At 61.7% G+C, this 25,604-nt stretch carries 27 protein-coding genes and 1 pseudogene; 17 read left to right on the forward strand and 11 right to left on the reverse strand.

Annotated elements, in window-relative coordinates:
- Positions 1-99 precede the first annotated feature (99 nt).
- The 9 genes from APT63_11900 (at position 100) to APT63_11940 (ending at position 4,025) form a co-directional block, all read left to right on the forward strand.
- Entirely contained in the window at positions 100-669 is a 570-nt protein-coding gene (locus APT63_11900; GenBank protein ID AMA46272.1) for a hypothetical protein, read from the forward strand.
- Positions 666-857 (forward strand): hypothetical protein, encoded by a 192-nt coding sequence (locus APT63_11905; protein ID AMA46273.1) that lies wholly within the window; start codon positions 666-668, stop codon positions 855-857. The genes APT63_11900 and APT63_11905 overlap by 4 nt, the downstream gene beginning before the upstream one ends.
- The gene (locus tag APT63_11910) at positions 854-1,075 is read left to right on the forward strand and encodes a hypothetical protein (GenBank protein AMA46274.1); all 222 of its coding nucleotides are present in this window, start codon (positions 854-856) and stop codon (positions 1,073-1,075) included. Before APT63_11905 ends, APT63_11910 begins: the two co-directional genes overlap by 4 nt.
- 158 nt (positions 1,076-1,233) lie before the next feature.
- Positions 1,234-1,443, forward strand: a complete 210-nt coding sequence (locus APT63_11915; protein AMA47871.1) for a hypothetical protein — start codon at positions 1,234-1,236, stop codon at positions 1,441-1,443.
- Positions 1,444-1,616: 173 nt separating this feature from the next.
- Positions 1,617-2,342 (forward strand): hypothetical protein, encoded by a 726-nt coding sequence (locus APT63_11920; protein ID AMA47872.1) that lies wholly within the window; start codon positions 1,617-1,619, stop codon positions 2,340-2,342.
- Positions 2,339-2,902, forward strand: coding sequence for a hypothetical protein (locus APT63_11925; GenBank protein ID AMA46275.1), 564 nt, complete (start codon positions 2,339-2,341; stop codon positions 2,900-2,902). Before APT63_11920 ends, APT63_11925 begins: the two co-directional genes overlap by 4 nt.
- Before the next feature lie 9 nt (positions 2,903-2,911).
- Positions 2,912-3,451, forward strand: coding sequence for a single-stranded DNA-binding protein (locus APT63_11930; protein AMA46276.1), 540 nt, complete (start codon positions 2,912-2,914; stop codon positions 3,449-3,451).
- Between the two features lie 2 nt (positions 3,452-3,453).
- Entirely contained in the window at positions 3,454-3,663 is a 210-nt protein-coding gene (locus APT63_11935) for a hypothetical protein (protein ID AMA46277.1), read from the forward strand.
- Positions 3,664-3,704: 41 nt separating this feature from the next.
- Entirely contained in the window at positions 3,705-4,025 is a 321-nt protein-coding gene (locus APT63_11940) for a hypothetical protein (protein AMA46278.1), read from the forward strand.
- A gap of 770 nt (positions 4,026-4,795) precedes the next feature.
- Here the strand turns inward: APT63_11940 and APT63_11945 are convergent.
- Positions 4,796-4,990: a hypothetical protein gene (locus APT63_11945; protein AMA46279.1), complete on the reverse strand. Its 195-nt coding sequence runs from the start codon at positions 4,988-4,990 to the stop codon at positions 4,796-4,798.
- A gap of 117 nt (positions 4,991-5,107) precedes the next feature.
- Between APT63_11945 and APT63_11950 the strand changes: the two genes are divergently transcribed.
- Entirely contained in the window at positions 5,108-7,297 is a 2,190-nt protein-coding gene (locus tag APT63_11950; GenBank protein ID AMA46280.1) for a DNA methyltransferase, read from the forward strand.
- Here APT63_11950 and APT63_11955 read toward each other — a convergent pair.
- Entirely contained in the window at positions 7,294-7,548 is a 255-nt protein-coding gene (locus tag APT63_11955; protein AMA46281.1) for a hypothetical protein, read from the reverse strand. The genes APT63_11950 and APT63_11955 overlap by 4 nt on opposite strands.
- A 1,117-nt stretch (positions 7,549-8,665) precedes the next feature.
- Here APT63_11955 and APT63_11960 point away from each other — a divergent pair.
- The 3 genes from APT63_11960 (at position 8,666) to APT63_11970 (ending at position 9,593) form a co-directional block, all read left to right on the forward strand.
- Positions 8,666-9,160 carry a hypothetical protein gene (locus APT63_11960; protein AMA46282.1) on the forward strand — a complete coding sequence of 165 codons (495 nt, stop codon included), beginning with the start codon at positions 8,666-8,668 and terminating at the stop codon, positions 9,158-9,160.
- Positions 9,157-9,342, forward strand: a complete 186-nt coding sequence (locus tag APT63_11965; protein AMA46283.1) for a hypothetical protein — start codon at positions 9,157-9,159, stop codon at positions 9,340-9,342. The genes APT63_11960 and APT63_11965 overlap by 4 nt, the downstream gene beginning before the upstream one ends.
- Before the next feature lie 71 nt (positions 9,343-9,413).
- Entirely contained in the window at positions 9,414-9,593 is a 180-nt protein-coding gene (locus APT63_11970; GenBank protein ID AMA47873.1) for a hypothetical protein, read from the forward strand.
- Here the strand turns inward: APT63_11970 and APT63_11975 are convergent.
- Entirely contained in the window at positions 9,586-10,827 is a 1,242-nt protein-coding gene (locus APT63_11975; GenBank protein AMA46284.1) for an integrase, read from the reverse strand. The two genes, APT63_11970 and APT63_11975, sit on opposite strands and share 8 nt — an antisense overlap.
- Positions 10,828-11,226: 399 nt before the next feature.
- On the opposite strand from APT63_11975, the gene APT63_11980 reads away from it, so the two are divergent.
- A complete protein-coding gene (locus tag APT63_11980) occupies positions 11,227-11,610 on the forward strand; it encodes a hypothetical protein (protein AMA47874.1) in 384 nt (127 codons plus the stop codon).
- 48 nt (positions 11,611-11,658) lie between these two features.
- On the opposite strand, the pseudogene APT63_11985 reads toward APT63_11980, so the two are convergent.
- Positions 11,659-13,194, reverse strand: a pseudogene (locus tag APT63_11985) (transposase).
- A 61-nt stretch (positions 13,195-13,255) separates the two neighbouring features.
- Positions 13,256-13,591, reverse strand: a complete 336-nt coding sequence (locus tag APT63_11990) for a transposase (GenBank protein ID AMA46285.1) — start codon at positions 13,589-13,591, stop codon at positions 13,256-13,258.
- Positions 13,592-14,783: 1,192 nt separating this feature from the next.
- On the opposite strand from APT63_11990, the gene APT63_11995 reads away from it, so the two are divergent.
- Positions 14,784-15,083 carry an XRE family transcriptional regulator gene (locus tag APT63_11995; GenBank protein ID AMA46286.1) on the forward strand — a complete coding sequence of 100 codons (300 nt, stop codon included), beginning with the start codon at positions 14,784-14,786 and terminating at the stop codon, positions 15,081-15,083.
- 138 nt (positions 15,084-15,221) lie between these two features.
- Here the strand turns inward: APT63_11995 and APT63_12000 are convergent, their stop codons facing one another.
- The 3 genes from APT63_12000 to APT63_12010 all read right to left on the reverse strand — a co-directional run bounded on the left by APT63_12000 (position 15,222) and on the right by APT63_12010 (position 18,470).
- The gene (locus APT63_12000; GenBank protein AMA46287.1) at positions 15,222-15,731 is read right to left on the reverse strand and encodes an aldehyde dehydrogenase; all 510 of its coding nucleotides are present in this window, start codon (positions 15,729-15,731) and stop codon (positions 15,222-15,224) included.
- A gap of 121 nt (positions 15,732-15,852) precedes the next feature.
- Positions 15,853-16,056: a hypothetical protein gene (locus tag APT63_12005; GenBank protein ID AMA46288.1), complete on the reverse strand. Its 204-nt coding sequence runs from the start codon at positions 16,054-16,056 to the stop codon at positions 15,853-15,855.
- 95 nt (positions 16,057-16,151) lie between these two features.
- Positions 16,152-18,470, reverse strand: a complete 2,319-nt coding sequence (locus APT63_12010) for an acyl-homoserine lactone acylase subunit beta (protein ID AMA47875.1) — start codon at positions 18,468-18,470, stop codon at positions 16,152-16,154.
- A gap of 200 nt (positions 18,471-18,670) precedes the next feature.
- On the opposite strand from APT63_12010, the gene APT63_12015 reads away from it, so the two are divergent.
- On the forward strand, positions 18,671-19,033 hold the full coding sequence (locus APT63_12015) for a fe2+ zn2+ uptake regulation protein (protein AMA46289.1): 363 nt from the start codon (positions 18,671-18,673) through the stop codon (positions 19,031-19,033).
- Positions 19,034-19,066: 33 nt separating this feature from the next.
- Here the strand turns inward: APT63_12015 and APT63_12020 are convergent, their stop codons facing one another.
- Positions 19,067-19,261 (reverse strand): hypothetical protein, encoded by a 195-nt coding sequence (locus APT63_12020; GenBank protein AMA46290.1) that lies wholly within the window; start codon positions 19,259-19,261, stop codon positions 19,067-19,069.
- Between the two features lie 403 nt (positions 19,262-19,664).
- Here APT63_12020 and APT63_12025 point away from each other — a divergent pair, with 403 nt between their 5' ends.
- Positions 19,665-20,054 carry a transcriptional regulator gene (locus tag APT63_12025; GenBank protein ID AMA46291.1) on the forward strand — a complete coding sequence of 130 codons (390 nt, stop codon included), beginning with the start codon at positions 19,665-19,667 and terminating at the stop codon, positions 20,052-20,054.
- Between the two features lie 104 nt (positions 20,055-20,158).
- Here APT63_12025 and APT63_12030 read toward each other — a convergent pair whose 3' ends face one another.
- Both APT63_12030 and APT63_12035 read right to left on the reverse strand, forming a co-directional pair.
- On the reverse strand, positions 20,159-23,839 hold the full coding sequence (locus APT63_12030) for a hypothetical protein (GenBank protein ID AMA46292.1): 3,681 nt from the start codon (positions 23,837-23,839) through the stop codon (positions 20,159-20,161).
- Complete coding sequence (locus APT63_12035; GenBank protein ID AMA46293.1) at positions 23,836-25,578, reverse strand: hypothetical protein; 1,743 nt, start codon at positions 25,576-25,578, stop codon at positions 23,836-23,838. The genes APT63_12030 and APT63_12035 overlap by 4 nt, the downstream gene beginning before the upstream one ends.
- Positions 25,579-25,604 lie beyond the last annotated feature (26 nt).

Raw genomic sequence — 25,604 nt, forward strand, 5'->3', positions numbered from 1 at the left:
CAGCGCCACGTCCGCCTGACGTTAACTGCCCGATGCCCTGCTCCCCATCGCAGGGTGCATCGGAGCGCGCCTTGAGTACCGTCGACCTGCGCGATAGCAATGGTCGGCAAACGTCATGCAGGGCGCGCTCCGATGCACCCCCACACCATCTCCCTTCACATCGACCGCATTGGCGGGTACCAGGCTGGCTTTTCACGCCCAGTTTGGTCACTGCGCCTGGTGCCCGACCAATGCGGCCGCATCAACGCCCTGGAGGCGATCATGCAAGCACTTCACGCAGCACAGTTCGAGTTCGACAACCGCCTGCCCTGCCAGGTGAGCGAGACGGTCGAGGAAGCGGCCCAGCGCGCCTGGGTCGACAACGCGGTCGAGACCCTGCTGGACCGCCAGGACGTGACGTTTCAACGGCGCTTCCGCAAAGCCCAGGGCGTCACCCATCAGGACTTCGCCGAGGCGATCGACCACTTCATCACCGACGGCGGCGTGGACGCCAGCGCCGGGCCTGCTGCCTTGGGCCTGCTGGTCTTGGTCGGGCGCAGCGGCGTGCCGTGTGACGTTCGCGCCGCGTCGGCCCAGGTCATTCCAGAGGCCAAGCTGCGCGAGATCGCCCGCGAGCTGCTCGAGCCGCTGGCGGCCGACGGGGTTCTGGCCGAGGCCGAGTCCCTGTGAGCCCGTACATCCTGATCGACAAGGAGCTTGAAGCTCTTTCCGATCCGGCCACACCGGTTGGCTGCGCTGCCCTGGTGCAGCTTCAGCTGAACGCGATGATGGCCGACCAGCGCATCACCTTCCCTGAGTTCGACCACTATCACGAGCGCCTGAACAAGGTCGTTGACCAGCGCATGGAGGCAGCATGAGCACTCCCCTTTTCCCAACCTTGATCGACGAGCAGGTCGCCGAGCTGCCCGAGGCCCAAGCTCTGCCCGGTGACCGTGTGCTGATGCTGTTCAAGGGTCCGACCTTCGCTGCGGCGATGCACGCAGCGGCGCTGGCCAGCATTGAAAACCCGTTGGCCTGGAGCTGCCGCGCCTGCCTTTGCGGCGAGTGGACGGTCGGCTATGAGGTGCGGGCGTGAGCTTCTACGAGGACAACATCGAAGACGGCAGTCACTGCATGAGTTGCTGCGAGTACATCGGTGAGGACGTCGGCTACTCCAGGTGCTGCAGCAACTGCGGCGGAGAAGGTAGCTGGCCGAACGCTAAGGGCCACAAGAAGCGCATGAAGGCCGAGGCCATGCAGCGCTTTGAGGCCTGGCTGGTGCGCACTGGGGTCGCCCACAAGAAGCACAACAACGGTTTCCACGTTGTGCTGACCCTGCCTGATGGGCGGGCGATCGACTGCTGGCCCAGCACCAAGAAATGGCAGCTCCGAGGCGGTCGCATCAGCCGAAACGGCAAGGCCCTGCACGAGCTAGTGGCGGCGCAACTGAGGCCCGTGCCATGAATCGACAACAGGCCCGGCGCCTAGTCTTCTGGCGCGGCTCCTTCCGCATGCTCACCGCCTGCACCGCCTTGATGCTGTTCGGCGCCCTAGCCGACCTCATCACCCAGTAACCCCTCCCCCATCAGCGCCCTATCGTGACGACGGCGCGAGGTACAGCCATGTCCAACACAAACATGCGTATCTGGGATCAAGTCGGAACGACCGACCCCAGTGCTACCAAGAATTTCACCGGAATGGGCGGCTTCCGCGGTACCGCCATCAAACCTACCTACCTTATGCGCAAGGCCACAGAGGTGTTCGGCCCTTGCGGTGAAGGCTGGGGCTGGACGGTGCTTGAAGACCGCTTCGACGAAGGTGGTCCGCTCCAGGCTCCGACCAAGGAGTGGCCAGATGCGCCCAGAATCAACGCGAAGCTGCACACGCTGAAGGTACAGCTCTGGTACCTGGGCAAGGATGGCCAGAAGTGCACCGTCGAGCAGTATGGGCACACCCCGTTCGTTCACCTGCAGCAGGGAAAGATCATTACCGACTGGGAGGCTGCCAAGAAGTCGCTGACCGACGCCATTGGCAAGTGCCTTCAGCCTCTTGGGTTCGCTGCTGACATCCACTTGGGTCTCTTCGACGATGCTGCGTATGTCGACGCGGTCCGGGATGAAGTGGCCATCAGCAAGGCTGATGATCGACTTGCCGAGGAGGAACGCCAGAAGCAGGAACGCCTGGACTACCTCAAGAACACAGTCGAATCCATGCAAGGCGCACAGAGCCTCTACGAGCTGAAGAAAATCCACGACTCGGCAGTGCGCCGCCTGGCTGCCCGCAAGGATGACACGGGCGTCCAGCGCATTGCGAAGGAGTTGGCGGACCTGACGCCTAAGTTCAAGCAGGAGAGCGCCGCATGAGCAGCCTCTACCCCCTCACCAAGCAGATGATGGAGTTGGCCGCCATGGCCGACACCGACGACGAAGGCCTCAAGCAGGCCATCCAAGACACCATGGATGGCATCGCAGGTGAGTTCGGCGACAAGGCGGACAACATCGTCATGCTGCGCCGCAACATCGACGGCGAGGTCCTGGCCATCGACGCCGAGATCGAGCGCCTGACCGAACTCAAGCGCATCAAGAAGAACGCGGTCACGCAGATCGGCGACTACCTGCGCCGCAATATGGAAGCCGCCAACCTCAAGTCGATCAAGCGCCCGCTGTTCACCATCACCCTGGCGGCGGCGCCTGAGAAGGTGATCGTCGACAAGCTGGACGAGCTGCCCGACGACCTGGTCCGGGTGCAGGTGACCCAAGATCCGGACAAGAAGGCGATCGCCGCCAAGCTCAAGACCTGCCGCGAGCACAACGATGCAGTGCGCAAGCGCATGGCCGCCGGCGAGGACTGCGAGCACGAACTGATCCCCGAACCGACCTGGGCTCACCTGGAACGTGGCGAAAGCTCGATCCGCATCAAGTAAGGAGGCCCCATGGCCCGTGGAGTAAACAAAGTCATCCTAATCGGCACCTGCGGCCAGGATCCCGACGTCCGCTACCTGCCGAACGGAAACGCGGTCACCAGCCTGAGCCTGGCCACCAGCGAGCAGTGGACCGACAAGCAGTCCGGTCAGAAGGTCGAGCGCACCGAGTGGCACCGCGTCTCGCTGTTCGGGCGCCTGGCCGAGATCGCCGGCGAGTACCTGCGCAAGGGCTCGCAGGTGTACGTCGAGGGTAAGCTGCAAACCCGCGAGTGGGAGAAGGACGGCATCAAGCGATACACCACCGAGATCATCGTGGACATGCAGGGCAGGATGCAGCTGCTCGGCGGTCGCCAGGATGACCAGGGTGGCGGTCAGCAGCAAGGTCGCCAGCAGCAGGCGCGGCAGCAACAACGACCCCAGCAGCGTCAGCAGCAGAGCCAGAACAATGGGCAGTACCAGCAGCACCAGCAGGGTATGGACGGCCCGGACAGCCCGAACTTCGACGACGACATCCCCTTCAAGCCGCTCCATCACCTCTCAGGTGCATAGCCATGAAGAAGCGAGCCCCGCGCCTCGAACACCCCACCGCCTACTACCAGGGCCGCGCCGATCGCCAAGCGGGCCGGTGCCGCCTCTCCCAGCCCTACGGCCACCTCACCGTCGACTGCGGCTGGTGGCTCGCCGGCTGGAACGACAAAGACATGGAGATACAGCTTGAACAGGAAGATTCAACGCGCCCTGCAATTGCACAGGCGGCGTGACCAATTCACCCTGCCGCCCAGCGGCTTGAAGGAGGCGCCGCATGGCGATGGAACAGGCCGAGCGCGACCGGCGCAGGCGAGAGAAATCGGCAAGGCTGCAGGAAGAAGACCTGCGCTTGAAGGTTCGACCAAGGACTAAGCAGGCCCTGCTGGAGCTGATGGAGTGGGCCGGTATCGAGGAACAGGGCGAGGCACTGACGCTGATGATTCATCACCTGCATGGGCTGGGCCCGGGGCGTGCACTACCACTTCTAGAGCCGCCGCGCCACGAAATCACGGTATCACCGGCTGTGGCGCGGAAGTTAGACTCCGCACGAATAACGCTAGAAATGCAGTCAGCGCTAACTCAAGAAGTTGATTAGCTGAGCGCCTAGTTGTGTGGTTCTAGAGGCAAGCATTCCAGACCTAGACATGGTCCCACCCATACTATCTGTGTCGACTAGTCCTCGCTGGTAAAGATCTTTCCAAATTGATAGGTACAAATCGCCTTGCCCTTTGAGCTCCGGCAATGCAAATTCAGCTACAGAAGATATCCCGCCCATACTCCAGTTTGGGAGGATCAAATTCTTATTCTGGCACCAGAGCACCGGATTGTGAAACAGATGTAGTAAGCGAATGTGAGTAACGGTGCATACATCAACGAAATTGAGAAACAGTTGTCGGTAGTCATCCGTAGGGCATCCCGGAAGCGCTGAATTCCTTACGGCATTCCGGAGCGCTTCAAGCTTTTCCTCTTGATGATTACGAAGAGATATTGCGCAAGCCTCAGCAACCGTGCTCACAAAGGCCTCATTATCCTGAAGGCCTTTTTCCGTCACCACGCCCTCATCTATCAACTGATTGATGATCCCACCGATTTGAATCATCGTTTCAGTTTTGCGTTTGTTTAGCGGGGCTTCAAAAACGGAGCCAAAAAGCTCAAGCATAGGGCCGCCAGCTACTGGGATTAAACCAATCCCAAGTCTCGCGACGCGATGAAGCTTATCTGCATCGCTTTCCAGAGCCGGATCCAGCGCATCTAAATCCACTTTTTGCATAGCAAATCCTCACTTTCGACCCCCATGCCGCATCCGGCCACGGGGAACAATGCATGCATTGGGGAAAGTTATAAGTACCCAAACGGCATGGCGTATTACTTGCCCGCAGTCAGCTTTTTGAGTTCGTCATAAATACCGGATAACACCAACCAAAATCCGGCAAATACGGCGCCGATAACTAACCCTCCAATTGCGCCCATGGCCCCCAACGATGCGTATCCGGCAAGGCCAGCGAACGCAATTGCTAAGTAGCAGAGATAGTCATTGAGACGAATGATCGAGTTTTTCATGTCAGCTTCCTTACAGACAGGGATGGCAATGAGACATCTATATTAGCACCGCATCGCTTTATCGCGAACGCCCGCTATCCCTTCCCATTCAGTCACGTCACCCGGCGAGGAACGTCCATGCCTGCACCACGCAAAAGCAACCCCTTCGACTTCAAGACCCAGTACGGCCTGGGCTTCGCCCCCCAGGACGACGAGCTGGTCGTGGACTTCTTCTGCGGTGGCGGCGGCGCCGGTACCGGCCTGGAGATGGGCCTGGGCCGCGCGGTGAACGTGGCCAAGAACCACAGCCCGGCCGCGATCAGCATGCACACCGTGAATCATCCGCACGCTCGGCACTTCACCACAGACGTGTTCGACGGTGATCCGGACGTCGAGTGCCAGGGTCTTCCGGTCGGCTGGTTCCACATGTCGCCAGACTGCACCCACCACAGCCAGGCCGCTGGCGGGCAGCCGCGCAAGCGCGAGATCCGCAACCTTTCGTGGATCGGGTTGAAGTGGGCCGGCAAGAAGCGCCCCCGGGTCATCAGCCTGGAGAACGTGAAGCAGATACTGCATTGGGGTCGGCTGATCGCCAAGCGTGACAAGGCCACCGGCCGCGTGATGAAACTGGACGGCACCGTAGCAGCCCCCGGCGAGCGCGTGCCGGTGCACCAGCAGTTCCTGGTACCGGACCCCAAGCGCCGCGGCACCACCTGGCGCCGGTTCGTTCAGCTGCTCGAGGGCATGGGCTACCAGGTGGAGTGGCGCATCCTCAAGGCCTGCGACTACGGTGCGCCGACCAGCCGCGAACGCCTGTTCATGCTGGCGCGCTGCGATGGTCAGCCCATCGTGTGGCCCGAGCCCACCCACGCCAAGAACCCCGCCAAGGGCCAGAAGAAGTGGCTCACCGCCGCCGACTGCATCGACTGGAGCACATCCAGCAAGAGCATCTTCGGCCGCAAGAAGCCGCTGGCCGACGCTACGCTGCGCCGGGTGGCCAAGGGCATGCACAAGTTTGTGCTGGACAACCCTACCCCCTTCATCGTGCCGATCGCCAACTGGTCAGGCGAGACAGTCCAGGCCCTGGGCGAGCCCCTGCGCACGGTTACCGCCTGGCCACGGGGCGGCACCTTTGCTGTCGCCAGCCCGACCCTGGTGCAGACCGGCTACGGCGAACGCCAGGGCCAGGCGCCACGCGTTCCCGGCCTGGACCAGCCGTTGGGTACAGTCGTCGCTGGCGGCGTGAAGCATGCCCTCTCGAGCGCGGTGATCATGCCGGCCACCCACCAGGGTGCCGATCGCGTGAATGACCCGGGCGAACCCATGCCCACCGTGACGGCCGCCAACCGCGGCGAGCTGATGGTTGCCAGCCCGGTGATGATCACCGCCGCCCATGGCGAGGGTCGCCCAGGAGGCGCCCAGCGCTGGGGCGCAGGCTGCAAGGACGCAGGCGCCCCGCTGGGCACCGTCACCGCGAGCAACGGGCACGCGCTGGCCTCGGCCCATCTGGTCAAGTTCCGCTTCGACAGCGAGGGTTCACCTGCCACCGAGCCGGTACCGACCATCACCAGCGGCGGCAACTACAAGCGGCCGGCGGGCGCGGCCCATGCCCTGGGCGTGTGCACTGCCTTCATGGAGCAGGCCAACGGCGGATTCAACACCACCCACGCCCTGGCCATGGATGACCCCATGAGTACCATCACCAACTCGGGCAGTCAGCAGCGCCTGGCCACGGCCTCCCTGGTGCACCTGCGCGGCAATTGCGATGCTCGGGACACCGAGGATCCGCTGCACACCATCAGCGCCGGCGGCACGCATCACGGAATCGCCACCGCATTCCTGGAGCGCCAGTTCGGCGCCAGCATCGGCCAGGCCATCGACGAGCCTGCCCCGACCATCACGGCAGGCGGTGGAGGCAAGAGTTCGCTAGTCGAGCTGCACCTGTCGCCCGAGCATGAAGCGGGTGCCCTGCGGGTCGCGGCCTTCCTGATCCGCTACTACGGCACCCACAACGTCAGCCCATGCGACGAACCGCTGTCGACCATCACCACCAAGGACCGCCTGGCGCTGGTCACCGTGTACGTCCAGGGGACGCCATACGTGATCGTCGACATCTGCCTGCGCATGCTGCAGCCGAACGAGCTGTACCGGGCCCAGGGCTTCCCCGCCGACTACGTGATTGATCGCGGCGCCGACGGCAAGCCTTTCACCAAGACCGAGCAGGTGCACATGTGCGGTAACAGCGTCAGCCCGCCGCCCATGGCTGCATTGGCGCGCGCCAATGACCCGTGGAAGGTAACTATCGGCGAATCATCAATCGCCGCTTAGGAAATGCGATCAGCTATCGACTGCAGAGCAATTTCGATCCTTTCGGCAGCCTCTTGCACTGCAATTGCTGAAATGCATGTGTTGTGACCGTCTCCAGCGGCCTTCAGAAACGCCGCAACGAGCCCAGGGTTCTTAGCTGCGTACCCGTCTCCGAAAGTGAAATCGATGTGCTTCTTTGCATCAAACAAATGGTCGGCCGCTATGTCGACCGCTATCTGAGGGAGAAGTGAAGGGTCAGCTTTGATTGCCATATGGAAGCTCCTTTGAAGGGAGCTCACTCTCTCACATAGGTATCCTCATGCCCATAGAAAACCCATCCGGCAGCAACCACGGAGCGCGAACCTTCACCCTCGACTCGCTCACGGCTGCGCTCGAACAGGTACAGGCGCTTCATGAATCAGCGCGACAGGACTAGGTGGAGGTGGAGGTGGAGGTAAGCTAACACTATAGCAGTTTATTAGCTCTCAACTTATCGCCAGACAGGTACTACTGGCCATGAAAACCAGCAGCTAGATAAATTACGCCCTGAACTCTTCAGCATATTTATGTATGAGTTTTCCGCCGAACCACGCTAACTTAACCGGATAACCTTCTCCAACCCAATCGATTATATCAGGCCACGCCCCATTGGGGCGAACATGGTGGGGCGTTTGATAGTCGGTCTTCCACCATCTATTATAAACCACGATAGGTCGCTCTGGAGGACTTTTCTTCTTTTGAGTGTTCAATGGCAGCTGTAAGAAATACGCGTGAGCCCACTCCGCCAAATCAAGCATTTGATCGGTCGCTTTAAGCTTTTTGCCTGGGGTGCGAGGAGAAACCACCTCACCTAGCCATAGCCCTCTATAGTCCGGATGTTCAGCTAAAAACTGCGCAAGCACTGGATGCCTAGCATTCAGCCTAGTCCTCAAATTTTTCGCAATACCAACATACTGAAGCTTTGACCTTCCCTCCCCAGAAAGCCTTCCAATAAACATATACAATCCATCCCCGTAATCTTTAGCCATTGCCTGCTTGGCCTCGGCAAAACTATATGGACCAAACCACTCAATAATCGCAGTAATAGACTTCATGAATCCAACTTATTGACACCTATAAAATTTACCGACGTAGCAATGAAAGTGCTAACCATCTATAAATACAAGCCAGCCACTTGGAGATAATAGTGATCTGCTCAATCTATCTCACAAAAAAAAACGATGCTCGACTAACCAAGCATCGCTTTCTGAACCGACGTTTCCCTGATCACTATTCAGGGCATCGACTCAGCATGAGTGTAATACCGCCAGCGTCGCCTGTCACGGCTAAACCGCTGATGCTCTCCCACCTCTCTATTCACTGTCGCTGTGTGGCGACAAAGGAGTTCCTGTGCTCGACACAAAAATCCACGAAGCTCTCAACACCCTCAGCGCCAGCCAGCTGGCCATGCTGCTCATCATGCGCAAGGGTCTAGAGTTCGGCTACGAATACACCTTCACCGACGATGATGGGCATGAGGCCGATGTAGACCTGGCCTTTCTGGCCGCGGCGCCAGGCGACCTGCTCGAGGCCATCTTCGAAGAAAACGAGCACGACGACGCCATCAACGAAGTCCGCTACGGCGCCGTTGACGCCAGCGGCATCCCCGAGTGGAGCCATTACAGCTGGGGCAGGCACTACGAGGTCAACGTGAAGGCCTTCATCCTGCCCGATGGGCGCGCCCTCGCCTTCTGTGAAATGAGCGGCGGCGGCCATCATAGCGATCCAGGCTCCTACCCATGGATCAAGGAAGCCAAGTTCATCAAGGTCGCTGGCGTGCAGGAGCGGGTCATCAAGACCTACTCGTTCGAGGAGCTGCCAGAAGCCGCTGAGGTGCAGCCATGATCGAACAATTCACTTTGGTCGAACTGGAAGGCATGCTCAAAGGCCGCGCTATCCCCGGCGACTTGCGCTGCGGCGAGTCCATCGTCCACTACCTGCACCGCCAAATCCAAGGCCTGGCCACCGAGCGCGACAACCTGCGCGAGGATCGCGACGGCCTGCTCGAGGCCGGCGCCCATCTATAGCGTCGCAGCCTCAACACATACCACCAACCTGCCGCTGCGGCGGCTCGGAGATACTCATGAACGAAGTCGAAATGATCAAGCTGCCTGAGGTTCGCCGCATCACTGGCCTGGGCACCACCTCGATCTACAACAAGATGGCCCGCGGCGAGTTTCCCCGCCAGGTGAAGCTGAGCATTCATGGCGTGGCCTGGGTGAGGTCTGAAGTGGTCGCCTGGGTAAACGAGCTGGTCAGACTCAAGCGCGTCAGCTGATCGGCTCTACCCTATCCTCCAATCCGTCGAGATAGTCTGCCCATTCCTGCATCATCTTCCGCCGCTGCTCCACGTACTGTGCGTGGTTATAGGTCCCACGGATCTTGTTGTCTCCAGCGTGCGATAGCTGCGCCTCGATCCAATCCGAGTTGTAGCCCATCTCGTTCAGTGCCGTCGACAGCGTGCCGCGCAGACCGTGGCCGGTTAGCCTGCCCTGATATCCCATGCGCTTAATTGCAATGTTGATCGTACCGTCGCTGATCGGCTGCGTCTGGTCGTGCCTGCCCGGCAGAATCAGCCGATAGCGACCGGTCGCTTCATGCACCTTGCGCACCTCTTCCACCGCCTGCCGTGACAACGGCACCAGATAGGGCGGAATTCCCCCGCTTTCTGTACGTACCCTCGATCTCAACTGCTTTACGTGGTCAGCCGGCACCGACCAAAGCATTTCGTCGAAGTCGAACTGATCGATGGTTGCCTTGCGCAGCTCGATAGTCCTCACCCCGGTCAGCAGCAAGATTTTGATGGCGCTGCGGGTGTATTCCTTGATCGGGGCAGCGCGAAGCTTCTGCATAAACTCCTTGATCTCATCTCCGCGCAAGATCGGGTTGTGCTGGGCTGGGGGTTCTAACCTGGCCACGATATCCAGATCAGCGGCGGGATTGGTTTCGATCACACCTTCAGCGATGGCGAACCGGAAAATCTCGTTGAGCCACGTCCTGGTCTTGCGAGCGATGTTCAACGCCTTGCGCTGCTCGATCCTCTTCATGACCTGCAGCACATCGCCGCGTGAAATCTCGATGATGGGCAGCTTGCCCAGCACCGGCAGGATGTCCTTGTTCAGGTACAGGCGCAGTTGAAAAGCGGCTCCCCGCTTCGAGTCTGAAGCCAGGCGATCGCACTTGAAGTCATACCACCGCTCTACCACTGACTCGAAGACGTTGGCGACGTTGGCCTGAGCCTCCATGCGCTGCTCGCGGCGATGGGTTCTCGGGTCCACACCCTTGGCCACCAGCGCACGACTCTCATCGCGCAGGCCGCGCGCATCGCGAAGCGTGATCTCAGGATAGGTGCCCAGCGATATGCGTGGCTGTTTGCCGTGCCACACGAATCTGAAGTGCCAGGACTTCGTACCATTGGCCTTCACGAACAAGGACAGGCCGTCAGTGTCGTTCAGGGTGTAGTCCTTGTCCCGCGGCTTGGCCTGCCGGACGGCGGTATCGGTGAGAGGCATCTAGTCCATCCGTATCGTGATGTACTAGCTAATGTACTAAAAAATCGTGGCAGGGAGCGAAACGAAGTGAAAGGAGGTGAAGGAGATTTACAAGGTAGGCCGTGGTTTCACGGGGATTAGTGGAAGGGGGTGAAGGCGGGCGAAACTCAGTTCGATGCCGGCTCGGGGCACCAGATTAAGACGAAAAGCCCAGTTTTTACTGGGCTTTTTCGTTTGGACTTGGCAGCGTACTAACCGGTGCAGTATTTCGTTAACGCTGCGCCTGGATGGGGTTTCAGCGTAAGCGTCCAGCGAAGTCATCTACCCGATGCAGCTATAAGCACGATGATGGGCATCTGCTCACAATTGGAGTGCATTAGCGCTATCATAGGATTTCTAGCCCTCGGACACTCAGAACAGATGCTTTATCTATATGTAGATGGCAGCGACAACGACGCTGTCGAGGCAGAGCTTGTGGCTGCGTTCAATGGTCTCGTTTGCGAATGGTCTGAGCTGGGAGCATTCCTCGTAAACCAAAAACACGAACGCGATGAGAGCGTATCTGAGATTGATTCGCCCGATTGGTCTATTGGGTTGAATCTTCCTATTGAGAACTATGGCATCGAGCAGGCCAACCGCTTGATTCCTTTTGCGCAGAAGCTCGCTGTATCTACGGGACGAGAGTTCGTCTTAGGTGTTTCTAGCTCTCAGGGTATTAGTCAGGATATGGTTTTTCTTGATGCGAATTCTGGGGAGCACGAACACTCCCTCCTTATAAGCCTACTGAGTGCGAGCGTCCGGTGAAGACAGTGTTCCTGCTTTATAAGCGCCGGGGCATCTCATCTCGCGCATCTAAATTAGTTGCCATCGATGCGGCAGCAGCTCTTCGATCTCACTCGCCCGCTGTGTCGGCAGCCGTGTCAGCACATCTTTCAGATAAGCATACGGATCATGCCCGTTCATGCGTGCCGACTGGATCAGACTCATGATCGCCGCCGCCCGTTTGCCACTGCGAAGCGACCCGGCAAACAACCAGTTCAAGCGCCCAAGGGCCCATGGTCGGATCTGGTTCTCCACTGGGTTGTTGTCGATGGGCACGGCCCCGTTTTTCAGGTAGCGCGTCAGCGCTACCCAGCGTTTAAGGCTGTAATCGAGGGCCTTGGCCGTTGCTGATCCGTTGGGCACCAGATCACGCTGGGCCAACATCCAGTCATGCAGCGTTTTGATGATTGGAGCTGCCTTGTCCTGGCGTATTCGCCAGCGATCCTTATCGGTCATGTCCCGAGCTTGACGTTCGACTTCGTACAAGCCGCCAATGAAGTACAGCGCTTGTTCAGCCAGTTGACTTTTGTTCGCCACGTGCAGATCGAAGAACTTGCGGCGGGCGTGGGCCATGCAGCCAATTTCGGTGATGCCTTTCTCGAAACCGGCTTTGTAGCCAGCAAAATCGTCGCAGACCAACTTGCCGCTCCATTGCCCAAGGAAGTTGCGCGCATGCTCGCCTGCACGGCTGGGACTGAAGTCATAAACCACAGCTTTGAGTGCCGAAAACGGCGTGGTGCAGTAAGCCCAGACGTAAGCGCGATGGGTTTTCTTCTCGCCTGGCGCAAGCATCTGAACCGGAGTTTCATCGGCGTGGATCACGCCCTGGGCCAACACTTGTTCACGCAGCGCATCGATTAGAGGCTGGAGTTGCACACCGGTCTGTCCGACCCATTGCGCCAGTGTCGAGCGGGCAATCGCCAGCCCGACCCGACCAAAAATCCTCTCCTGCCGGCACAGCGGTAAATGGTCGGCGAACTTCGCCACCATCACATGGGCCAACAGGCCTGCGGTCGGGATGCCCTTGTCGATCACTTGGGCCGGTACAGGCGCCTGGATCAGTGTTTCGCACTGGCGGCACGTCCATTTTCCACGCACATGCTGCTCAACGGTGAACACGCCGGGTGTGTAATCGAGCTTCTCGCTGACGTCGTCGCCAATGCGCTGAAGTTGGCAGCCGCAGACGCACTGGGTGTTTTCTGGCTCGTGACGGATCACTGTACGTGGGAACTGCGGTGGCAGCGGCGCACGCTTGGGTTTCCGACGTAGCTCGTCCGGTGCAGGTGGCGGATTGACCGCCTTCAGCTCAGCCTCGATGGCTGCGATATCGGTATCGAGCAGATCGTCGAGCAGACTGCCTTGGTCGGGACTCAGTTGCTCGCTGCGCTTGGCGAATTTGTGTCGCTTGAGGATGGCGATCTCGTGAGCAAGTTGCTCGTTGACCGTTTTAAGGCGTTGGATCCTCTGGCCCATCGCATCGACCTGGGACAGCAACGGCATAGCTTGTTCGGCTAAGGCTCAAAGCTGTTCGGGTGTCATCTGATCGAGGTTGGGCAAGGAAGTCATGCTGCTGATTGTGCCAAGACAGGCGATCAGCGGCGATAAACCGATGGGCTAATGGCAGGTGCTAAAGTACTGTGATCGCACCGCCCGTGCCAACTCGTTGCCAAGGCAACCCCAACACTAAAGCCTGAAGTTGCTCGCTGTCGAGTTCGACTTCCGAGCCGTGCCGGATACCTGGCCAGCGAAACTTGCCCTGGTTCAGCCTTCGCGCCGCAAGCCAGATGCCCACGCCGTCATGCACCAGAACTTTCATCCGATTTGCGCGGCGATTGGCGAACAGATAAGCACAGTGCGGCTTCGCCGCACCGAACACGGCAATGACCCGGGCTAACGCCGTTTCGGTGCCGGCGCGCATGTCTATCGGCTCGGTGGCGAGCCAGATCGCGTCGATTCGAATCACCGCAACAGGTCCCGCAGAAAGGTGGCACAGGCGGCAGCGCTTTCGGTCGGCCAGTTCACCTTGACGGTGCCACGTGGGTTCTGTATTTCAATGCAGATGCTCGATGACGGAGCCTGGGAATGCCCTCCGGCGAGTTGCAAAGGTAGCGGAATGAAAGCAGGTTGCAGCCCCATGGCTTTGTTCGTTTGTACCCGAATCCATTTATGGACGAGGTTCGCGTCAAGGCTGTGGTGCTGCGCGACGCTGGCAATCGACGCGCCGGGCTGAGCGCACTCTTGGACAACTTGAGCCTTGAAGGATTTGGAATAGGAACGGCGTTGTGGCTGCATGGAAAGACCCGCTTAAAAGGCTAGAAATGGTGTCCACTTAAATTAGGTGGACACCATCGCCTTTGGCGTCGGGATCAGGAAGGTGAGTTGGCCGGACGGTTACGTTTCAGCTAGACGAATGATGATGGGACGTTGTACGCGCCTCTAGATAAGCACGACGGAAGTCCCTGGCCTGCCGGTACAGCGGAGGGTCCGGCATCACTTAGTTGCCCGCCCCTATCATCCTGCTCCCTCGGTGAGTTGTCGTTTAGCCCAGGCTGGCCGCCTGGCACTGGTAGCCGATCGCATCTTAATAGGCCGAGTCAGCCAGCACCTGCAGGCGTGCCACTTCCTCCTACATGACGCTCACTCTGAGCTCATCCTGCTCGAAAGATCTCCACACAGGCATCGCGGTCTACTAGGTTCAGGGCATAGTCTCTCCCTGAGCAGGCGCTAATCTAGGGATGCCGCCCTCCTTCGTCTCTGCTTCAGATCGCACGCAGCACAGCTTTTCGAATGAGGTATTCAATCAACGGTTGAATGCAGGGAAAAGGAGCGTATACTCGATCTTAACGAATAACGTTAAGCCTTACGCATCATGATCAGAAGCTTTAGATGCAGCGACACAGAAGCACTCTTCACCACTGGAGGTACCCGGCGCTGGAGCGACATCAAGTCAGTCGCAGAGCGCAAACTGGCTGCACTCGATGCCGCTACAGAGTTTCGGGATCTGCGCTCCCCGCCCGAAATCGGCTTGAGCTTCTTCGGGGAAATCGTGCCGGACAATACAGCATAAGAATCAATGATCAGTGGCGTATCTGTTTTGTATGGACCGAACAGGGTCCTGAAAACGTTGAAATTGTTGATTATCACTGAGGTACATCATGTTCAAAAACGGAATGCGACCCGTACACCCTGGCGAGGTGCTTCGCGAGGACTTTCAAAATGAAATGGGCTTTAGTGCTGCTGCTTTGGCGCGTGCGCTAGGCGTTTCGACGCCGACCGTAAACAACATTTTACTTGAGCGGGGCGGGGTTTCAGCGGACATGGCCCTGCGCTTGGCCATCTGTCTGGATACGACTCCAGAATTCTGGCTCAACCTGCAAACCGCTTATGAGCTGCGCAAAACCGAACAAGAGCATGGGAAAGCGATTGCGATGACGGTACATCGCCTGGTCGCTTGAAAGAAAACACCAAGCCTGACGTGGGAGCAGGCTTTTCGTGTTGCTAGACGCAGGAGTCCAGTGTTCGGTTGGGCTTGCAGTAGCGGTAGAGAATAATCGAACCGGAAGCCTGCAGCCCCCGGTTCCAGACAACACGACTCAGATCGCGTGGCTGTAGAACAGCGAGAACGACTCGATGCCGTCGTTGGGCTGCTTGATGCCCGCGTTGGAGTAGTGGATGGCGCGCAGACCGACGCGCTGGGTCTCGCCGATCTTCAGGCCTGCGCCGATGCGGTCTTCGAAGTTGAAGGCCGAGCCGAAATCCTGGTCGCCTGCCGACGTGCCGGAGAACACCGCCACCCCGATACCGGCCTCGATGAACGGCTTGACGTTGCCACTGCCGAACTCATAGACGAACACCGGCGCGAACGACAGCGAGTGCGCGCCGCCCGAGGCATCGCCCGCTTCCCAGTAGGTGTAGCCGGCGTCCCAGTAGCCGGTCAGACGGCCGGTGTCGGTCTCGAACCAGGACTTGTCCCAACCGAAGCCCATCCCGACGCGAGCGGTCAGGCCGCCCTGGCTGGTGGCACCCACGGCGCCCGAGATCTCGGCGGCAGACACCGAAAAGGCCGAAAGAGACAGCAGTGCGGCGACGATAGTTTTTTTCATTTCACAGTGGCTCTGAATGGTGTTGTTTGAACGTAGCCCATCAGAAGCATAGTGCCATCAAATCGTTCCCTGACAACGTGAAAAATTTTGAAACGTCTGAAATCGGACCGAAAAAGGCACCTCAGTCATCACAGTCGTCGAACCAGGCAGGATGGTCCCGCTCTTCATCGTCGAGGTCCAACAAGTCATCTTCCTCGTGCCCGTCCTGCTCATCGAGGTCGTCGAGCCTGTCGAGGGCCTCGTCGTCGTGTTCATCTTCGAGAAAATCGTGGTCGAGCAGATGATCGTGCTCCGGCTCGTGCAGGTCATCGTCGTCTTCATGCATGGGGCAAGGGCTCCAGATCGGGCCGGCCTGTATAGGCCGATCCATGGGCCAGGTCAACTGGCCCGCCTTGAGAGGGTCGACATTGAACCTCGACGTCAGTGCGCTTTGCCGGATCGCTCAGGCGCCTCCTGCTCGCTGATCGCCTGACGTTGCAGGTGCGGATCGGCGGCGATCTGCGCTTCGGTGAACGGCAGTTCATGCCACTGCCCCTTGGCGAACGCCTGGGTCTGGTCGTCGGCATGGGGCGAGGCCGCTTCGCTGGACAGCGAGAACGCCAGCAGGCCTTGGGCCTTCGGTCCCTGATCGGTGAAGCTGACCACCTGCATGTAGCTCGACCCACTGACCACCAGGCGCTTGCCGGGGCCGTGCGGCACGCTCTGCATGGCATTGTAGATCCCCAGCTCTTGCGGCCCACCCGGGACGGGAGTGCCCAACACAGAACGCTGGATCTGACCCCAGGTGGCCTGCTCGTCGATGCCCAGCGCTGCCAGGTTGGCCTGTGACGCCAGCGCCGCCTCGTGCAACACCGCACGCGTGGCAGCGCGCTCGATCGCCAGGCCGCGTGGCGTATGCACAGGGTCGGCCGGATCGAAGGGCACCCGCCAGCTGTCGGGATAGGCCGCCACGGCCTCGGCCAAGGCCTGCAGGTGCAGCAGCCCCACGCCACTGTCGAGCCCGGCCTTGCCATCCCAGGCCCGCAGACGTGCGCACACCACCTTCACGTCGACGCCGGCCTGCTCACACCAGCGCAATACGTCTGGCAGGATGAGGTCGGCCAGGTACACGTCGTTGTCGGTCACCAGTGCTTGCAGACGCTGCGCGGTGAGCGTCTTGCTGCCTTGCAACTGATGCAAGGCGTAGCGCCCCCGCAGGCCCATGGGCTCGCCGTCGCGGCTGACGATGGGCGAAAAGCCCGTCAGGGGACGCGCAGGGTTGGTCATCCAGGCCGATTCGTTGGAGTTCTGCACGAAGTCATGGCGTTCCAGGCTTGGCAGCAGGCGTGCCGGGAAGATGCCTGGCTGGGCGGCCTTGGGATCGGTCTTCCATTGGCAGGCACTGCGCGAGCCGTCGAGCACGACCAGGGCCATGGCCTTGCCGCGCGGATCTTCGCAGCGCTCGAGCAGTGCACGGTCCACGTAGGGAACGACCGACTGGGTCATGTACAGCGCCTGGCCGCCGCCATCGACGGCCAGCGTGTTGACCCACGGCATGCCCTGGATCGTCTCGGCCGAGGTCTTCAGGCTGGCCAGGCTGTCGGCGTGGTTGATGGCGTACCACTGCTGCATCACGCGGGTGTTGTCCAGGTTGGCGTCGCGCAGGGCATAGGCGTGCCCAGTGTCCCAGTCCAGACGACCGGGCCATTGCACGATCGGCCCCTGGCGAGAGGCGTACACCTGGCGCTCGACCTGGCGCAGTTGCCCATCCTCACCCTTGACGCTCACGACCACGCGCTGCTGCGACAGCGGCAGCGACTGGCCGTCCCAGAGGTAACGGGTCGGGTCCTTGGGGTCCAGGTCCAGGCGATAGAGGGTGAAGTGGCGCGCCGTGTCGACGGTGTGGGTCCAGGCAACATGCTCGTTGAAACCGATATTGATCAACGGAAAACCGGGCAAGGCAGCTCCCATCACGTTCAACCGGCCCGGGATGGTCAGTTGCATCTGGTAGAACCGCAACCCGCCCATCCATGGAAAATGCGGATTGGCCAGCAGCAGCCCTCTGCCGTTGGCGGAACGCTGGCCGCCGACCGCCACGGCATTGCTGCCGCGCTCCAGGGCAAAGCGTGCCTGGCGCATCGCTAGGGGCGTGAAGTCTGCATTCGCCCGCTGGGCCGTGGTGGTCGGTGGCGAAGCGCCCACCAGCGCCTCGGCGAATTGACCCAGCCCGCCCTCGGCCAGCACGCGACGGGTCAGCTTGATCACATCGTCCGGCGTGATCGCACGCACCCAGTTCCCTGCACCGCACGCCTCTGGCAGCCCTTGGGCCCGACGCTCGACCAGGGCTCGGTTGTAGCCACGCGCATAGCCGTCGAGCAAGGCGCGGACCGAGGCAGGCTGGGCCTCCCAGAAAGCCTTCACTGCCTGAGGGGTGTTGAGCCAGGTGAAGAACAGATCGCTGTCGAGGTTGCTACGCTGCTCGAACGTCTTGCCGTCGGCGCCCAGGTATCGAGAACGCTCGCCATTGACCGTCAACACTTCGTTGGCCAGCAGGCACAGGTTGTCCTGGGCGTAGGCATAGCCGATGCCATAGCCCAGGCCACGCTCGTCCTCGGCCAGGATGTGGGGCGTGCCGAACCCGGTCCGGCGGATCTGCGCCGAGACCTCGCCGGACACGTCCCGGGCCTGGGCGGTCAGTGACGCCAGGGTCAGCGCGGCGATGAGGGCGAGACGGGGCACGGAGCGAGAATGGCGGGTCACGAGGCTCTCCTGGAAGTCTGGGATCATCCCGACCTGACGAATCGGCCACGCCATTGTTTAATCGATACGTCGCACGGATGCATCAATGGGACGCTCGCAGCCCATTTATTTCACGCACGCCTTGCAGATCGACGCGGCTCGTTCGTCTTACTGCTTAAGGCCAGGATTTTTCGGGACCGCCCACGAAAAGGAGTATTCGCATGCACAACCCGCAGCCGTCGCCGTCTTCTGCTGTGAAAACCGCCACGCCCGTGGCGAACGATGCCCAGGACCGGGTCTGCAACGAACAGATTCGCGAACTGTTGCGCGTCTACGGACTGCGCACCAGCCTGATCCGGCTCAAGGTGATCGACGCCCTGTACCGCGCCGAACGCGAGGGGCGACGCATCGGCGTACGGGGCGTGCATGGGCAGCTCGAGCAGCTGGACATCCCCTTGTCCTTCCTCAGCGTGCGCGAGGTGCTCAAGCGTCTGTGCAGTGAAGGCGTGATTCACCTAGGCGACGACAAGTGCTATGCCTTGCACGCCCAGGCCAGCGAGCTGCTCGAACGACCGTTGCGCTGACCGCCAGGCCGACTCACTCGGCGTCGGCTTGCCTCATGGCTTGGGCTTGACCTTGCGTCGCAGGATTCCGTTGATCACCACGACGACCACTGCCACGGCAATGGCCAGGTACTGGAAGGTCTGTTCGCTGATGGTGCCCTGTTTCTGCAGGTGCGACAGGCCCAGCATGATGCCCAGTACCACCAGGATGATCAGGAGCGAGTATTTCAAGCGCTGCACATGTGTCATTGAAGAATTTCCATTGCGTTGAAGCCACTTGGCCGTTTTGCGCGGCAGCATAGCTCATCGATCCCCCACATGACATGTCTGCCCCCAGATCAGGGCCTTTCACGGTGCATGCCATGATGTGCCTGTCCACCCTGAGGGTAGGCGAAGCTTCCTCATCAGGTATCGTGGCCGCCCTAGGAAAATCCTCTCCTGCACGGTTCCAATGCAGCAACTTCCTACGCCGGAAGCTCTCACTGCCTGCAAACCCAGACTGCCCTAACTACAACTCCAGGGCCAGATAGCGCCTAGTAGCCCGTCGAGCGCTCGTCGAGAATCATCACGCCACCCCATCAGGGATCGGCAAACCCAAGGCGTGCCGACTCGGGCCACGCCCTGGCATCCATCTGTCGAAGGGAGCCTACCCATGGAACTGCATGACTTGAAATTGATCGACGTTGAACAGCTGCCCCAGTCGCTGCAGTCGCTGATCGAGTGCATCGGAATTGAAAATGCCTATCGCCTGACCTGCGCCTATGGCGGACGTCCGAAATACATTCCCAAGTACCGTGAACGCACGAAACTGATCGACATCCTGCCCGCTGAAGCCTTGGATGCCCTGATCAAGCGTTACGCTGGCATGGCGCTGGAAATTCCCAAGGCCGATCATTTCGAGCGCCAGGTGCGCAACCTGCAGATCCAGCGCGAAAGCGCCGACGGCCTGTCGCGCAGCCTGCTGGCCGACCGCTACGGCCTGAGCCTGCGGCAGATCGGCAACATCCGCCGCCTCGACAACGGCCACCGTCCTGCACATTGAAGTGGGCGGGTCGTGTGGAATATGAGCGGCAAGCCCTCAAACAGCAAAGCGGGATTGAGACGATGCTCGATCCCGCTTTTGCTTGCCGCTTATCGCCTTACCGCTCAAAAATCTCGCTTGTAGAAGATATCCAGCGAACTGGCCACCCCGCTGGCCGCTTCCACGTACACTTTCTGGCTCAGCTTGTAGCGCAAGGCGATGGTATTGGCCGGTTCGAAGACGCCGACACCGTAGCGCAGGCTGAGCTTGTCCGTCAGGTTGCCACTGGCGACCACGCTGGTCGCATCGCCGCTGCCTTCGGTATCGAGCTGGAAGTCTTCGATGCCCAATCCGGTCGCCAGCTTGCTGGTGATGCCGGCGCTGCCCGCCAGCCCCAGTCCCAGGGCGGCCTGGGCCAGCATGTTGTTGTCCTCGCCGGTGTTGCCCAGAGGGCGCCCCAGCACCAGGTACGACAGTGCCTGTTCCTGGCTCATGGCGGGCTCCGAGAAGACTTCGGTGGTCGGCTGCTCGGCATTACCGGTCAGGCGAATACCCGCCGTCACATCGTCCACCTGGCGAATGGCCTCGATGTCCAGGTACGGCTGGTCGAGGGGGCCGGCGAACAGCAGACGGGCCCGTCGGATGGTCAATCGCTGGCCATAGGCGCGGTAGCGACCGTCGGCCAGTCGCAGTTCACCGCGGGTGTCGAGGTTGTCACCGATGTGCACATGCCCCAGCAGGTTGGCGGTCAGGCCAAAGCCGCTGAACGCCAGCTTGTCGCGCCCTACTTCCACGTCCACGTCCATGGCGATGGCCATCGGTGGCTTGCCCTCCTCGGTCTGCTGCCCGACGATCACCGTGTCGTCGGACACCTTGACCGTCGAAGGCGGCAGCTGGCGAATGGTGATCTGCCCCTTGGGCACCTGCACCTTGCCGGTGACCGCGAGCTTGTCGTCCACCAGCCGGATGTTCAGGTCGGGCGCCACGTCGAGCGTCGCATACGGTTCGACGGTGACCGGCAGCTGCTGGCCGGTCAGGCGCAGGTCCATCGCCAGCGCCTGGCCCCAGGTCAGGTTGCCGGTCAACTGCCCACGCCCGGCGCTACCGCTGCGCCAGTCACCATTGAGCTGGACCTGTTCACCGGCGATGGCTGCCCGCAAGGTCAGGCCTTCGACGCTGATTGGCAGCTCGCCGCCTGCGACCTGCCCTCCGGTCAGGGCGACGTTGCCGTTGACCTGAGGCGCCATCAGGGTACCGCCCAGTTGACCGGCGCCGTTGAGCTGGCCCGCCAGTTGCTCGACCATCGGCAGGAAGGGCCTGGCGATGGACAGGTCGAGCCCGGCCAGGTTGAAGCTGCCGGACAACGGCTTGTCCTTGCCCAGCGGATCGAGACGGGTGTCGAGCGTGAGCTCGCCCAGGCGACCGCCCTGGAACGTCAAGCGCGTGTCCACGCGGCGCGGGGCCAGGGTGCTGGACAGGCGCAGGGCGCGGTAAGGGAAATCCACCCACTGCCCACGCTGCTGTTCGCGCACACGCAAGGTGCCGCCGCTGGCATCTACCTGGACCGTGCCCTTGGGGCCGCTGGCAGGAATATCGACGTTCAGGTCGGCGTTCAGCAGGCCCTGCCAGCGGAAATCGTTCGGCATCCACTGCGCCAGGCTGTCCAGCGGGAACTGCTTGAGGTGCATGCGCAGGCGTGGCTCGGGCGCCAGGCGCTGCTCGTCGCCACACAGGCTGGCCGAGCCCGAGCGCCAGCAATGGGCGCCGACATCGATCTGTCCATTGGCCAGGTACTGCACCCGTGCCGGAGACTGCAATTGCCAATCCTGGCCGCCGGCCTGGACGCGCCCGCTGCCCAGGCGCCCTCGCCAGTTGCCCTGATCGAGCTTGCCATCGGCGCCGAGCGCCAGCTTGAGCTGCGGGCCTTCCAAGGCCAGTTGCATCGCCTGCTGCACGCTGTCGCCACGGCCGGTTACCTGCAGGTTGCCCAACGCGGTCTCGCCCGCCTGGATGCCGGTGGCCTTGAGGTCCACGGTCGCCCGCTGCTTGCCGTCCAATCGCGCCTGCAGGTCGAGCCGTTGCAGACGGTTCTGTTCCTGGGCCAGTTGCAGCCCGCGCAGGTCCAGCCGCCCTTCTGGCGCCTGGAGCGTACCGGCCACATCGAGCTGACCTTTGACCTGGCCTTGCAGGCGTGGCCACAGCTGCCCCAGCCGTGGCAGGTCGATGTCGATGCGCCCGGCCAGCCGCTGCTCGAGGCTGCCGCTGCCCTTGATACGGTTGTCGCCCAGCTGGATCGCCAGGTCGGCCAGGGTCCAGCGCTCACCGGCACCGCCCGCCTGCACCTTGAGTACCGCTGGCTGACCGCGCAAGCGGCCTTTGAGGTCGAGCTGCGCGGTCAGGTCGAGCCGATCGCCCTGCTTTTCGCCCTGACTGCGCAGTGGCCCGCCCAGGGTGCCAGGCAGTTCGGCGACCCAGTAGGCCGGGTCGAGCTTCGACACCTGCAGGTCGACGTCCCAGGCCAAGGTATCGGCGAACCGCAGCGCCACCTTGCCCGCCGCGCGCCCCTGCCCGGCCACCAGCGCCAAGGCCGGCAGGCTGACCTGGGTGAGATCGCCCTTGAACGGGCTGGCCAGGCTGAAGGCACCGGCCGGGCCGTTCAAGTCGCTCTTGAATTCACCTTCGTAGGCGCCATCGCGGTAATTCACCTGCCCACTGAAGCGATGCAGGCTGACGGCAGGCGCCTGCTCCATCGGGTAGAGCCGCTGCCAGGGAAAGTCCAGCCAGTCGATGCGGGCATCGGCGTTCACCCCGGAGGACCAGTTGGCGTTGGCCTGAAGCTTCAGGTGTTGTTGATCACCGGCCACCAGGTCGAGCCCGGACAATTGCGCCCCTTGGGCATCCACGCGCCCCTTGAGCAGCAGCGGGATCGCCCCCTGCTCGGCAGGCAGGGAGGCCGACCCCGTCAACGCGAAGCCCTTGAGCAGGTCGCCCTCGGCGTTGAGGCTCAGCTGGTTGAAGGCCAGGGTATCGGGCAAGGCCGCGCTGGGCTTGAACGCCTCGGACCGAAGGTGCAGCGAGGCCGGCAGGTGCTCGGCCAGCGCCTGGACCTGCCCGTCGAGCCGACCGTCGAGGTAGCCGCTGCTGTCGGCGACTACGTTGAGGGTCTGTTTCAAGGGCCCGTTCACGTCGACCTGCAACTGCCAGTCACGGCCATCGACGGCGGGCAACTGGACCTGCCCTGCCACCTGCAACGGCCAGTCGCCCACCGGCTTGACCAGACCCTTGAGGTCGACACGCAGGTCATCGCGCTGCAGCTTGAGCGTGTCGATGCGCAAGCCGGCCGGCTCCCAGTGCGCCGCCAGCTGCAGATCCCCCAGCAGCTCACTGCCATCGAGCCGCAACTGGCCGACGCTCAGTTCACCCAGCTCAATGTCCAGGGGCAGATCGAGGTCCGGCAACTGCAAGGGGCCACTGTCCGGATCGGCCTGGCTCGGCGCGAACGCCATGTCGATGCGCTCGGCCCGCAATTCGTCGATGCACAGCGTGGCGCGCAACAGACAGGCCGGCGACCACTCGAGCAACGGGGCCTGCAGCTCGATGCGTGTTTCGCCCTGGGCCCACTGCACATGGCGAGCCTGCCAGCGCCCACCCAGGCGACCCTGAAAATCGTCGACCGTCAGGCCCGGCACCAGGCCCAGCGCCCAGCGACTGCCGGCCGCGGTGCCCAGGATCAGGCCAAGGGCCAGAAGGATCAGCACCAGCAGGGCCAGCACGCTCAACAACACCGGTTTGAGGAAACGCCTCACAGTTCAGGCCCCATGGAAAAGTGCAAACGGATCCCGCCGTCATCATCCAGCGCATGGGCCAGGTCCAGGCGCAGCGGCCCGACCGGCGACACCCAGCGCACGCCGACACCGACGCCGGTCTTGAGGCTGGGCAGGTCGAGGCTGTTGAAGGCGTTACCCTGGTCGATGAAGGTCGCGACACGCCACTTGTCGGCCACCTCGTATTGATACTCGGCACTGGCGGCGATCATGTAGCGGCCACCGATGCGGTCGCCGTCGCTGTTCTCGGGCGACAGCGTCTGGTAGTCGTAACCGCGCACGCTCTGGTCGCCACCGGCGAAGAAGCGCAGTGACGGCGGCACGCTGTGGGTGTAGTCGTTGGTGAAGTTGCCGCCGAAGGCCAGGCGCCCGAGCAGGCGGTGACGGTCGCCGACGGTGGTCAGGCCCTTGAGCAGCACGTTGCCGTACAGCAGGTCAGTGTCCGACACCAGCCCTTCCTTGGCCGCACGGACGTCGAACTGCAGGCGGTAGCCATTGTGCGGATCGATCTTGTTGTCGCTGCGCAGGAAGGCATAGGTCACGCCTGGCATCAGCAGGTTGCTCAACCCGGAATCATCGCCCAACCGGTACTCTTCGCGCTGGTACTTGAGCGAGATCACCCGGTTCCAGCCACTGGGCAGCTTGCTGTGCCATTCAGGGCCGACTGTGAGCAGCTTGCTGAGCGTATCGGTGCCGGCGATCTCTTCGTTCTGGTAGCCACCGGCAAAGCGCAGCTTGTCGGTCAGCGGCGGATCGAGTGGCACGTCGTACCACAGACCGACGTTCTGCCGGGGCGCAGACAGTTCTGCTTCCCAGCCATAGCTGTGACCTTGGGGGTTGACCCAATGGCGCGTCCAGTTGGCCCTGCCGCGCGGCCCGACGTCCGTCGAGTACCCCAGGCCCAGGCCCAAGGTGCGTGGCTTGCGGGTTTCCAGCTGGACCTGCACCGGCACTTCGTCGTTGACGGCCGCTGCCGGCGAGGCATCGACCCGAACGCCCTCGAAGTAGCCACTGGACTGCAAGTCGTTGTTCAGCTCGGCGATCAGTTGCGAGTCGTAGGGCGTGCCGGGCGTGAACGAGACCATGCGCTGCAGCAGGTCCTGGTCGAGCGGCGTGTCGCCACCGAAACGCACTGCCCCCAGGCGATAGCGAGGGCCGCTCTGGTAGACCAGATCGATGTCGGCGACACCGGCACGCGGATCGACCGCCAGCCGCTGCTCGGTGAAGCGACCGCTGAAGAACCCATAGCGCGAAGCCTGGTTCTCCAATTGATGCTTGGCGTTCTCGTAGTTGCCATGGTTGAGCACCGCGCCCGGACGCAGCCCGGGACCGTCCGGGACGCGGAAACGGTCGAACGTGCTGGCCGGGCCCTCGACCTTGAGGGTGACATGGCGCAGCCGCACCGGCTCGCCCGGCACGATCTTGATCACCAGGCGCGCCGGCGTGTCCGGCCCGGCCGCAGGGACCACTTCGCTGTCGATCTGCGCCTGGTAATAGCCCAGTGCCTGGGCCGCCTTGCGCGCCTGTTCTTCGGCACCGCGGCTGAAGCGCGTCAAGGCCTCTGCGTCCCGATCGCCCAGGCTACCGATGTAGCCTTCGACATTGGACCTGAGCGCCTTGTTGGCGGGTTTGACCTGGACGCGCAACTCGCTCTGAGCGCTTGCGGCCAGACTGGTGGCCAGCAGCGCCAAGCCCCAGATGATTCTTCCTGTATGCGTCATGCGGGGCATGCTACCAGAGCTGAGTA

Origin of the sequence: Pseudomonas monteilii (assembly GCA_001534745.1) — a bacterium.
GTDB classification, from domain to species: domain Bacteria; phylum Pseudomonadota; class Gammaproteobacteria; order Pseudomonadales; family Pseudomonadaceae; genus Aquipseudomonas; species Aquipseudomonas alabamensis.

Coding starts and splice junctions, on each gene's coding strand:
- APT63_11900 (AMA46272.1), top strand. CDS start 100: ATGGTCGGCAAACGTCATGCAGGGCGCGCTCCGATGCACCCCCACACC.
- APT63_11910 (AMA46274.1), top strand. CDS start 854: ATGAGCACTCCCCTTTTCCCAACCTTGATCGACGAGCAGGTCGCCGAG.
- APT63_11915 (AMA47871.1), top strand. CDS start 1,234: ATGCAGCGCTTTGAGGCCTGGCTGGTGCGCACTGGGGTCGCCCACAAG.
- APT63_11920 (AMA47872.1), top strand. CDS start 1,617: ATGCGTATCTGGGATCAAGTCGGAACGACCGACCCCAGTGCTACCAAG.
- APT63_11925 (AMA46275.1), top strand. CDS start 2,339: ATGAGCAGCCTCTACCCCCTCACCAAGCAGATGATGGAGTTGGCCGCC.
- APT63_11930 (AMA46276.1), top strand. CDS start 2,912: ATGGCCCGTGGAGTAAACAAAGTCATCCTAATCGGCACCTGCGGCCAG.
- APT63_11935 (AMA46277.1), top strand. CDS start 3,454: ATGAAGAAGCGAGCCCCGCGCCTCGAACACCCCACCGCCTACTACCAG.
- APT63_11940 (AMA46278.1), top strand. CDS start 3,705: ATGGCGATGGAACAGGCCGAGCGCGACCGGCGCAGGCGAGAGAAATCG.
- APT63_11945 (AMA46279.1), bottom strand. CDS start 4,990: ATGAAAAACTCGATCATTCGTCTCAATGACTATCTCTGCTACTTAGCA.
- APT63_11950 (AMA46280.1), top strand. CDS start 5,108: ATGCCTGCACCACGCAAAAGCAACCCCTTCGACTTCAAGACCCAGTAC.
- APT63_11955 (AMA46281.1), bottom strand. CDS start 7,548: ATGGCAATCAAAGCTGACCCTTCACTTCTCCCTCAGATAGCGGTCGAC.
- APT63_11965 (AMA46283.1), top strand. CDS start 9,157: ATGATCGAACAATTCACTTTGGTCGAACTGGAAGGCATGCTCAAAGGC.
- APT63_11970 (AMA47873.1), top strand. CDS start 9,414: ATGATCAAGCTGCCTGAGGTTCGCCGCATCACTGGCCTGGGCACCACC.
- APT63_11975 (AMA46284.1), bottom strand. CDS start 10,827: ATGCCTCTCACCGATACCGCCGTCCGGCAGGCCAAGCCGCGGGACAAG.
- APT63_11980 (AMA47874.1), top strand. CDS start 11,227: ATGCTTTATCTATATGTAGATGGCAGCGACAACGACGCTGTCGAGGCA.
- APT63_11995 (AMA46286.1), top strand. CDS start 14,784: ATGTTCAAAAACGGAATGCGACCCGTACACCCTGGCGAGGTGCTTCGC.
- APT63_12000 (AMA46287.1), bottom strand. CDS start 15,731: ATGAAAAAAACTATCGTCGCCGCACTGCTGTCTCTTTCGGCCTTTTCG.
- APT63_12005 (AMA46288.1), bottom strand. CDS start 16,056: ATGCATGAAGACGACGATGACCTGCACGAGCCGGAGCACGATCATCTG.
- APT63_12015 (AMA46289.1), top strand. CDS start 18,671: ATGCACAACCCGCAGCCGTCGCCGTCTTCTGCTGTGAAAACCGCCACG.
- APT63_12020 (AMA46290.1), bottom strand. CDS start 19,261: ATGACACATGTGCAGCGCTTGAAATACTCGCTCCTGATCATCCTGGTG.
- APT63_12025 (AMA46291.1), top strand. CDS start 19,665: ATGGAACTGCATGACTTGAAATTGATCGACGTTGAACAGCTGCCCCAG.
- APT63_12035 (AMA46293.1), bottom strand. CDS start 25,578: ATGACGCATACAGGAAGAATCATCTGGGGCTTGGCGCTGCTGGCCACC.